Genomic DNA, 10,492 nt, shown 5'->3' on the forward strand with positions numbered 1-10,492 from the left:
TCATCGACATCCAGTCCTACATGTAGTATCCTTTTCATTGATGGCCTCCTGTTTGTAAGTGTTTATTACTTTACACTTATAGGGTAACCAGTCCCAGGTTTATAGGAGGTCATCCATATTTTCTTAGCAAACCCTATTCTCACTTTTTCCTGGCGTCAGCCAGCAGGTAGTGGATGATACCATTTTCTTCGGTTTTGATTTCGTGTGACAGCAATTCAAAACCTGAAGTTTTCAGTTCCTGGAAAATATCTTCAGGATCGCCGAAATATCTTGAAGATATTCCGCTTTTTGAGACAGCGCATTTTGAGGCAGGGTCAAAGGTATTGGCGTTGTCGAGTTTGTGAAATTCATCAATCTTCACAGGCCCGCACATGGTGTTGATCAAGAGATAACCATTAGGCTTGAGGACACGGTGGATGCTTTTCAGTAATTTCAACCTGTCAGGTCCTATGATGCAGTGCAGGCAGTGGCTGTCAAAGACAAAATCGAAGAAGCTGTCTTTGAATTCAGCTAGTTCAATCACATTTCCCAGAGTCAGACTGACGGCAACTCCCAGCTTTTCAGCCCGTTCGCGAGCCCATTCAATGGCAGTCGGCGCGATGTCTATGCCATAAGTATCATAGCCCAGTCCGGAGAGCCAGACGGTCATATTCCCGGCACCACAGCCCAGTTCCAGAAGTTTCCCGGATAACGGAGCGTTTCCCTTAGAAAGCATTGATTTCACTTCAGCTTCGAATTCAGCATAACCTTTCTCTGAATTATCCCATCCCTGTGCGCCTGAAGCCTTGCGATTTTGATATGCCTTGTCATGGCCTTCGTAAAAGGTTTTCATGGTACCTCCAAGAAAATCGACTGCGTGCAAATGGTAAATGAAATCCATAAAATTTAAAAGAAGCGTCATTCCTCTTCTCCACGCTTTTTGGATCCATTTGTTAGATCTGAAATGACTTGATATTATGTCGGGATGAGCAGCAAAAAGCCATTTTTCGCATCTGTTTCAAACGACAGCGAGTATCATCAGTTCAGCGATGATGACAAGGCTTTGCTGCGAGGCATTGCCGAAATCTGCCGCAGGCATCAATTGCCAGTGGAAAAGCTTTACAGATTTGAAAAAAAAGGCTCGCTTGTTTTTTCTGTAAATGATCAATTCGTGATCAAGCCCTGCGCCCCGATTTACAGGGATGGATTTCTCCGTGAATCCGCTTTCCTGAAAAAAGTAGGGGTTCGGATGCCGGATGCAGTTCCGGAACTTGTCGCGATCGGAGAAATAGACAAATGGCCATATATAGTCATGCGGCAGCTGCCTGGTGCAGCCTTAGAAGATGCCTGGGATCAGATCAACCCTGAAAATCGGCTGGAGATCATGGAAGGTCTCGGAAAAATTGTCAGGAAGCTGCATGAAATTCCAGTGAATGAAATACCTGAACTGGACATCGACTGGCCTGAATTCATCGGAAATCAACTGAAAAACTGCAGGATTAATCAGAAAAAGAAAGGACTGGCACCTGAATGGCTCCTCCAGATCGATGGTTATCTTGAAACCTTCAAGCATACAGCGATAAAACCTGTCATTCTGCATACCGAATTGATGCGGCGTCATGTGTTTGTGGAAAAGAAGCAATCTGGATGGAAAATCACCGGCTTGATCGATTTCGAGCCCTCGATGATGGGAGACAGGGATTATGAATTCGCGTCAGCAGGATTGTTTGTCTCCTGCGGAAATTCAGCTCTGTTTCGGGAGTTTTTATCCGGATACGGGATGAGTGAAGCAGAAATGATTCCTGAATTGAGCAGGAAATGCATGCAGTACACTCTGCTGCATAAATACTGCAATCTATTGTGGTTCATGGAAGAAAACCCTGTGCCCGGTGCAGGGACTCTGCCTGAACTTGAAAAAGGCTGGTTCAGCTTTCTTAAGTAGAAACCTGTCTCATTTTGTTGAAAAAATCTTCCTGTATACAGCCTGCTGGGAGCTGTCAAGAACTTCCAGAATCAGTTGATCATATCTTTCCATCAGGCTTTTCATTCTGCCTCTGAGCTTCATTTTCTCCTGGGAAGATTCCCCTGGATTTTTTCTCAGCAGATTCATTTCATCGTATCTCAGGCTGAGCAGTTTCCTGATTTTTTCAGATTGTTCATCTGACAGGCGAAGGACATTTTGCATCTTTCCAAAAACTGTTTCCAGCATGCCTGGAAGAGTGGTTCCCTGAACCTTGGTTTCCTGGATCTTAGGGGTGACAACAGTATCTCGGGTATTTGACTGGATCTGAAAAACTGAAGTGGCTGGCTCACCGGGCTTAGTATCAAGCTTGAGTGCAATGCCGCTGAATCCCCGGCCATTGTGGTAAGGCACGAAATAAACGTTCCGGCCGTCGAATGCCGAGAACTTGTATCCTTTTGTCCGCAGCCCATCGACGTTGCCCATGTCTTTTGCAGTCCAGGCTGCAGGATCTGTGAAGCCGCCTTTCGTGTCGTGGCACAGGAACACTGAATGAAACTGGTTATCGTCTACACTGTAGGGAACGAAATAAAGAAACCTGCCGTCGAATTCGCATCCCACATAGCCTTTGGCATCCAGTCCGCCGGTATTCCCTGCGTCATACGCTGTCCAGCTCGCTTTGTCCGCAAACTCCGCCTTTGTGTCATAGCGCAGGACGCGGCAATGCACTTGTGCACCGGCCCTGAAAGGTACGAAATAGATGTACCGGCCGTCAAAAGCAGCGCCCTTGTATCCTGTGGTTTCCAAACCTCCAGTCTGGCCCGCGTCATATGCAGACCAGCTGGAATTAACAGAAAATCCTTTTTTAGTATCATAGCGCAGTACCCGGCCGTGAAAAGCGGAGCCGTCGTTGAAAGGCACGAAATAGACGAAGCGGCCGTCAAAGACTGCTCCATAATAACCCTTGGTGTTCAACCCACCGGTCCGGGATGCGTTGTAAAGCTGCCAGCTTGAGCTATTTTCAAAATCCGCTTTCGTGTCGAATCTGAGCACCCGGGCATGAGCAAACGGCTCGTAGCCGAAAGGAGCAAAATAGATGAATCTTCCATCAAACACAGCTCCGCAGTAACCCGAATTCGTTCCATTCATGAGCCTGCCTGCATCAAAAACCTTCCAGGAACCGGATCTTTCGAAATTCTGGGACGGGTCATAGCGCAGCACCCTGGCATGCCTGGCTGTTTTGCAGGCGAAAGGCACGAAATAAACATACTTTCCATCGAATACGGCACCTGCATAGCCGACTGTCTCCAGTCCGCCGGTCCGTCCCGCATCATAAGAATCCCAAGCACTCAGGTCAGCGAAAGGTTTTTTTGTATCACAGCGCAGCATAGTGCCATGAAAATCGAACGTTCGGCAGGGTGCGTAGTAAATATAACGGCCGTCAAAGGCTGCGCCGAAATATCCTTTTGTTTCCAAACCGCCTGTGCTTCCAGCGTCAAAGGCCTGCCAGTTGGAGCTGTCATTGAAAACCTTAAAGCAGTCTTCAGCCCTGATGGGAATAACTGCTGAGATCAGGATAATGCAGACAGCCAGGGTGCAGATCCAGTGATTCATGAATGCTCCTTCATTTTACTCGAAATTTTCAACATAATTATGTTATCAGTTTTTTCGTCAGAAATCTATAGAACAGGACGAAAATCTGATTACTGGTTTTCAAGATGCATCTAACTGAAAATTGAGAATTACCAGTTTAACGCTTATATTAATTAGATGCACAGATTTGAAATTCCACTAGGCTTCACAGGTCGTGATCAGGAGCTGGCGCTGCTCAGGGAAAAGCTGAAATTCAGCCGTGTCCTGATTATCGCTGGAATGCCTGGCATGGGAAAGACTACTCTGGCGGCAGCTTTTGCGGCGGAACTTGAAAAAGGCGATTCTCTGGATTCTCCTGTTCTATGGATGGAGTGCAGACCTGGCTGGACTTCCGCCGATCTGCTTGATGCAATGATTCATGGCCTGGCCCGGCTCAGCGGTAAAGAAAAATATTCCATCTCTCAGTCAAGATCTTTTGATGAAGCTGCGGATGGCATTGAGGAATGCAGTACAGCTGTTTTCATCGATGACTTTCACTTGCTGGAAAACAAGGAAACCCTGAATTTTCTGGTCACATGTCGTAAGAGACTCAAGACCGGAGCGCTGGTTGTGATATCCAGGGTAAAGCCTGATCTCCCGCCCGCTGAGAGAGCCGATGTGTTTCAGCTGGATATCAAGGGCCTTTCTGAATGCGACGCCACTGCACTTTCCAATCAGCTGCTCAGGTTTCACGGAGTTCGCGACGAAAATGCCTTTCCCAGGGATTTAACCAGCAAACTCAAGGGACATCCATATTCACTGAAGCTTCTGACAGGCTTGATAATATCAGGCGGTACTTTCAATCCTGCTGATGTCCAGGATAATGTAACTGCCCTGATTGAAAAGTATCTTTTTCCCACTTTTTGGAATTCCAGTGATGCCGGCTTTCACAAACTGCTGGGATATCTTTCGCTGATGAGAATACCGTCGTCTAAAATCCTGCTGGACAGGATACTGGAAGATGACACAGGAGAGCGTCTGAAATATCTGTCAGACCGATTCATGGTTGAATCATGTTCATCAGGTATTTATCTGCACAATCTGCTGTCAGGATTTGTGTCAAGGAAGCTTGCCCCTGAGGATAGAAAAACAATGCACGGACTGATCGGCAGAAGACTGGTGGAAGACAATACTGATCCTGAAGCAGTCTGCGAAACCTATCATCATTTTTTTGAGGCAGGCGACAGAGCATCTGCAGTTGCGGCTTTAACATCACTCGCAGCACGCCTGCACTTTCTCGGCAGCGAAATTGTGATCCTGGAAAATCTGATCGACCATGCGCTCCAGAACTGCCGGGGAGTCAATGACCAGCTCCTTCTTTTTTTGAAAGCATCGATCCTGATCCGCAGGAAGAAATTCGCTGAAGCCGAAAAACTGATCGCAGGGCTGTCTGAGCCGCTTGCAGCGGATGCGGAATCGCTTCTGCTGTTCAGCCTTGACCGCCATGAAGAAGTCCTTGAACTGATCGCCAGACTCCCTGTGCACGATTACAGCAGCGAAGCCGCAGCTAACCTTATCTGCCGCAAAGCCCACAGCCTCGTATATCTCGGCAGAATTTCCGAAGCAATGGATTGCACCAGAGAAATTGAACCTGGACTGGACGGTTTTCCGCCGATGGTCAGGGCAGCCTATTATTATCTCATGTCAAAAATATATTATTACAGCGCTGATATACCGAAGATCCTGGAAAACATAGAGTCTGAAATCAGGATTCACAGGGAGCTGAAAAACTGGAGGCGCCTGACCGCCTGTCTGCACAACCTTGCGCAGATCAATCTGATCAGGAATCGCCCTGAACAGGCTCTCAGACTGGCGGAAGAACCCTTGAAAATCGCTGAGGAACAGAATGACCTGGAAAACCTGTCGCTCTGTCTCTATATTCAAAGTTACGCGCATCTCCTGCTGAATGATACGGAAAAATCCATGGAAGAAGCCAGGAAAAGCCTTGCCCTTGCCTTAAAGTGCGAGAACAGTCTGCAGGCAGCGATACTGTACGGCTATTTAGCCCGGCTGGAAACACTCCAGGGCCTTTTTGATGAAGCTGAGGCGGATTTCCAGCGAGCGCTCCACATCCTGGCTGATCTCCGGAATCTCCTTCACCTGACAGAAGTGCGGCTGTGGCATTCGGGGCTGATGTTGGCCACAGGCAGGGCAGAGGAAGCTCTTCCGGTCATAGCGGAATGCAGGGAGCAAGCTGTCAGGAGCAGACAGAGCAGGTCTCTTGCCCATGCCGCCTATTTTGAACATCTGGCATGCAAATGCCTCGGAAAAGACGGTCAGAGCAGACTCAGCCTTGGGGAGTATCATAAAGCCTTGAGTGAAATTGATCAGGAGCATGGAGCATTTATACACAATTCACTGATCTGGTTTGGACAGAATGTCGGTCCTGACAGCTGTCTGAAATACAATGTCTTTAACCAGCTTGGTAAAACATCAGTCAATCGTTTCATCTATGAAAAAATAGTCTCAAAGCGCAGTGAATTCGAGATATTCGCTGACTTCAACGGAAAAGTGCTGATGGTCGACGGCAGGGAACTGGAATTTTTCGGAAAAAGGACGCTTGTGCCGCTGCTGCAGGTATTTGCCACTCAGCCAGGAGTTTCACTTACTACAAAGGAAATTTTCAGATCTGTCTGGGGCCGTGATTACAGCCACTCCGAAGACAGCAGCACATTCAGGATGACATTGTCGCGACTGAGAACTCTGCTGGACAGCCGGAATCCGGACAGATTCATCACTCAGGGATCTGAGTCAGGCTCATACATGTTCGACATTCAGGTCAATCACTGCCTGATTTTCCAGTCAAATTGAGAATTATTGATTAATCGCTTATATTTATTGCATGCACAGGTTTGATGTTCCACTGGGTTTTATCGGCCGCGATCAGGAGCTGGCAGTGCTCAGAGACAAGCTCCGATTCAGCCGTGTATTGATTATCGCCGGTATGGCTGGAATGGGGAAGACCACTCTGGCGGCGGCTTTTGCGGCAGAGATCGAGAAAGGGGATTCCCTCGATTCCCCGGTGCTCTGGCTGGAATGCAAACCAGGCTGGGGTTCTGCCGATTTTCTGGACGCCATTGTGCATGGCCTGGCACGGCTCAGCGGTAAAGAAAAATATTCCATCTCTCAGTCAAGATCTTTTGATGAAGCTGCGGATGGCATTGAGGAATGCAGGACAGCGGTTTTCATCGATGACTTTCACCTGCTGGAAAACGATGAAACCCTGAATTTTCTGGTCACATGCCGCAGGCGCCTCAAAACCGGAGCGCTGGTTGTGATATCCAGGGTAAAGCCTGATCTCCCGCCCGCTGAGAGAGCCGATGTGTTTCAGCTGGACCTCAAGGGACTGTCTGACAAGGAGTCTCTTGCCCTTTCCGGTCAGCTTCTGGGATTTCATGGGGTTAAAAATGGAAACCGGTTTCCCGCTGATCTGGCAGGCAGGCTCAACGGGCATCCTTATTCACTCAAACTTCTGGCAGGGCTGATGATATCCGGCGGCAGCTTTGACCCGGCTCGTGACCAGGATAATGTGACTGCCATGATCGAGAAATACCTTTTCCCCACTTTCTGGGAGTCCACTGATGAGCGACTCCGCAAACTGCTGGGATGTCTTTCGCTGATGAGAACGCCTTCACCCAGAACCCTGCTTGACAGGATACTGAATCACGACACAGGCGAGCATCTGAAATACCTGTCTGACAGATTCCTGATTGAGTCATGTTCAGCCGGTGTTTTTCTGCACAATCTGCTTTCCGGATTCGTGTCCAGAAAACTGGACTCTGAAGAGAGAAAATCCATGCACTGGCTGATCGGACAGAGACTGCGGGAAGACAGTACTGATCCTGAAGCAGTCTGCGAAGCCTATCATCATCTGTTCGAGTCAGGCGACAGAAAAACAGCTGTTTCAGTCCTGACATCACTGGCATCCCGGCTGCATTATCTAGGCAGCGAGATAGTGACCCTGGAAAACCTGATTGATCATGCTCTGAGGAATTGCCGGGGAGTAAATGACCAGCACCTTCTTTTTCTTAAAACATCGATTCTGATCCGCAGGAAGAAATTTGCCGATGCCGGGAATCTGATCGAGTGTCTGTCTGAACCTCTTGCTGCTGAAGCTGAATCGCTGCTTCTGTTCAGCCTTGACAGGCATGAAGATGTCCTGAATACGATCAACAGGCTTCCTGTGCATGATTACGGCAGGGAAGCTGCAGCTTCCCTCATCTGTCGCAAGGCTCACAGCTTAGTGTTTCTTGGAAGGATTGATGAAGCCCTGGAATGTACCAGTGAGCTGAACCTGGGATTGGATCAGTATTCTCCAATGATCAGGGCCACTTATTACTTCCTGATGACAAAAATTTATTACTTCAGAGCTGATATGCCCAGAGTCCTGGAATACACCGAGCTGGAAACCGGAATTCACAAGGAATTGAAGAACTGGAAGCGCCTGACCACATGTCTGCACAATCTGGCACATTTCCAGATGCTTAAAAATCAGAACGAACTGGCGATCAGTCTTTCAGAAGAATATCTGAAAATTGCAGAAGAGCACTCTGACCTGGAAAACCTGGCGCTCTGCTTCTATCTCAGGAGTTACGCGCACCTGATGCTTGGCGATTTCGACAAGGCAGTCGATGAAGCCCGGAAAAGCCTGTCTTTTGCCGTCAGATGTGAAAACAGCCTGCAGGCTGCAATTCAATACGGGCATCTCGCCTGGGTGGAGATTCATCTGGGCTGTTTGGATGAGGCTGAGTCGGATTTCCAGAAGTCTCTTCAAATCCTGGCCGGCCATCAGAATATTCTTTATCTGACTGAAATACGTCTGTGGTATTCAGGGCTGCTGCTGGTAACCGGCAGGATTCAGGAAGCGCTGTCTGTGATAGGGGAATGCAGGGAATTTTCCGTCAGGACAGCCAAGAAAGAATCGCTGGCCTTTGCAGCTTTCATGGAACATCTGTGTTTCAAATGTCTCGGAAACGACAATCAAAGCAGACTCAGCCTGGAAGAATATCATAAAATCATCCGGCAGATGGATCCGGAATTCGGCAGATACATCAGCAATTCACTGGACTGGTTTGAGCGGAATACCAGTCAGGACTGCATCCGGAAATTCACTGTTTTTAATCTGCAGGGAAATAAATCCGTCAACCGCTTAATCTATGAAAAGATATTCTCGAAACGCAGTGAATTCGAGATTTTCGCTGACTTCAGCGGAAAAGTGCTGATGGTCGACGGCAGGGAACTGGAATTTTTCGGAAAAAGGACGCTTGTGCCGCTGCTGCAGGTTTTTGCCACTCAGCCCGGAGTTTCACTTACTACAAAGGAAATTTTCAGGTCTGTCTGGGGTCGTGACTACAGCCCTTCCGAAGACAGCAGCACATTCAGGATGACACTATCGCGGCTGAGGACTCTGCTGGATAAGGACAACCTGAACAGATTCATCAGCCAGACCGACGAGTCAGGGACATACAGATTCAATGATCAGGTCAACCTATGCGTGGTTTTCCAGTCTGACTGATAACAATTTTATAAAACGCAGATAAGATGTACCGGGTCTATACATTTGACAATTCTTTTTTAGATTGAATTTAACCATCTAACTTTATTGTCTCTGAAGTCAAATATGTATCAATTTTTGCAGCATGTAATAGTTGCCTGGCAAATGAATATAAGTTTTGCTATACGAGAATTGTCAAATGTATAGACCCGGTACATATTTTTGAAACATTCCCTTTTTGAATTGAAACAGATTGTTCCTTGTAACTTCTGAAAATTCCGGGAAAATTACCTTAGAGTCAGACCGAAGGTCAAAAACATCAAATGGGGGAAAGCGTGAAAAAAATCCTGATCTATGTCGTGTTTCTTGTTCCTTTGCTGGTATCGGCAGCTAACATTCCCGGGGAAATCGCTCAGCTGATCAAGACGAGTCTCGACGCCACAGACGTCAAGAGCGTGCGCTCAACGATGGTGCAGCATTTTCAGACCTTGCGCCTGATCGATGCGGACTGCAAATGGGTGGCACCGGAACTGGCGGCAATTTCTGACAGGCTGCTTGCCAGGGATCTGACTATGTCACAAGTGAAGAGCTTTGTCGACCAGGCAGCCGATTTGGCGGAAAAAAACGTCTATCTGGCGGCTTTTTTCGCGCGGGCGCAGCAGGAAGATTTTTCCGGACTGGCCGGGAAAGTTTCCCAGATCGGGAAACAGGAATTTCCCAGGCTGGTCGCCTATGCCCTGGCTCTGGACAGACTTACCGGAGCGATGAAGGATGACTGGCGCCTGCTCGAAATCTGCAGGAAGATCTGGCAGAAGCACGGCTCTGACGAGCATATCACCGGCAACATGGGCTGGTTCGACTGGGCCAAGCTGGAATCAGTGGAAATGGGCATCGATGGTTTCATCAAATATCACAAGTCAGAAGTGGTTCCTCAGGATTTCATGAGAAGACTTCTGCCTCTGAACATCATGGAAGCGGTCGCCGTAGACATGCAGCTCGGGCATTACGGAAACGCCAACACAGGCCGGATCCTGGCCAAGTATCCGCCGGGCAATTCCAAACCGAATTTCAAGACCCAGGAGGGACCTACCGCATTTTCCGCGGACGGGAAAGCCATACTTCTCAACATGGCCTTTCCACAGAAATGGGCTGATCTCTATTCCACCTGGAATCTGGCATTTGTTTCGCATTACGGCTGCTTCCCCTATGTGATGGTCAAGCTCCTGATCCCGCAGGTCAACGACTATGCCGACTGCCCGTCCGGTTACATCTACAACAGGGCCCTGGCACTTTACGCACACCTGTATTTCGCTTTCTTCGGACGCGTGGACGCTGCAGCGTCCGGCGCGCAGGCTCCTGACCTCAGCGATGAAAAGCTGACCAGGCTCTGGGGAGAAGTCAACGGCGAATGCGCGCAGCAGTATGAG

At 48.4% G+C, this 10,492-nt stretch carries 6 protein-coding genes; 4 read left to right on the top strand and 2 right to left on the bottom strand.

Annotation, left to right across the window (positions count from 1 at the left end):
* Nucleotides 1-139 precede the first annotated feature (139 nt).
* Nucleotides 140-832, bottom strand: a complete 693-nt coding sequence (locus tag PHW04_18420; GenBank protein ID MDD2717867.1) for a class I SAM-dependent methyltransferase — start codon at nucleotides 830-832, stop codon at nucleotides 140-142.
* A gap of 132 nt (nucleotides 833-964) precedes the next feature.
* Between PHW04_18420 and PHW04_18425 the strand changes: the two genes are divergently transcribed.
* Complete coding sequence (locus PHW04_18425; protein MDD2717868.1) at nucleotides 965-1,921, top strand: aminoglycoside 3'-phosphotransferase/choline kinase family protein; 957 nt, start codon at nucleotides 965-967, stop codon at nucleotides 1,919-1,921.
* A 9-nt stretch (nucleotides 1,922-1,930) separates the two neighbouring features.
* Here the strand turns inward: PHW04_18425 and PHW04_18430 are convergent, their stop codons facing one another.
* Entirely contained in the window at nucleotides 1,931-3,553 is a 1,623-nt protein-coding gene (locus tag PHW04_18430; GenBank protein MDD2717869.1) for a hypothetical protein, read from the bottom strand.
* 156 nt (nucleotides 3,554-3,709) lie between these two features.
* Here PHW04_18430 and PHW04_18435 point away from each other — a divergent pair, with 156 nt between their 5' ends.
* From PHW04_18435 to PHW04_18445, 3 genes are all read left to right on the top strand, one after another.
* Nucleotides 3,710-6,382, top strand: a complete 2,673-nt coding sequence (locus PHW04_18435) for an AAA family ATPase (protein ID MDD2717870.1) — start codon at nucleotides 3,710-3,712, stop codon at nucleotides 6,380-6,382.
* Between the two features lie 31 nt (nucleotides 6,383-6,413).
* Entirely contained in the window at nucleotides 6,414-9,086 is a 2,673-nt protein-coding gene (locus PHW04_18440; GenBank protein ID MDD2717871.1) for an AAA family ATPase, read from the top strand.
* Nucleotides 9,087-9,400: 314 nt separating this feature from the next.
* Nucleotides 9,401-10,492: hypothetical protein (locus PHW04_18445; protein MDD2717872.1), on the top strand; the 1,092-nt coding region annotated here is incomplete at its 3' end.

Source organism: Candidatus Wallbacteria bacterium (assembly GCA_028687545.1).
In the GTDB taxonomy this organism is placed as follows: Bacteria; Muiribacteriota; JAQTZZ01; order JAQTZZ01; family JAQTZZ01; genus JAQTZZ01.

Bases quoted from the DNA above. Each gene is read 5' to 3' on its own strand.
- PHW04_18430 (MDD2717869.1), bottom strand. From the start codon at position 3,553: ATGAATCACTGGATCTGCACCCTGGCTGTCTGCATTATCCTGATCTCA.
- PHW04_18435 (MDD2717870.1), top strand. From the start codon at position 3,710: ATGCACAGATTTGAAATTCCACTAGGCTTCACAGGTCGTGATCAGGAG.
- PHW04_18440 (MDD2717871.1), top strand. From the start codon at position 6,414: ATGCACAGGTTTGATGTTCCACTGGGTTTTATCGGCCGCGATCAGGAG.
- PHW04_18420 (MDD2717867.1), bottom strand. From the start codon at position 832: ATGAAAACCTTTTACGAAGGCCATGACAAGGCATATCAAAATCGCAAG.
- PHW04_18425 (MDD2717868.1), top strand. From the start codon at position 965: ATGAGCAGCAAAAAGCCATTTTTCGCATCTGTTTCAAACGACAGCGAG.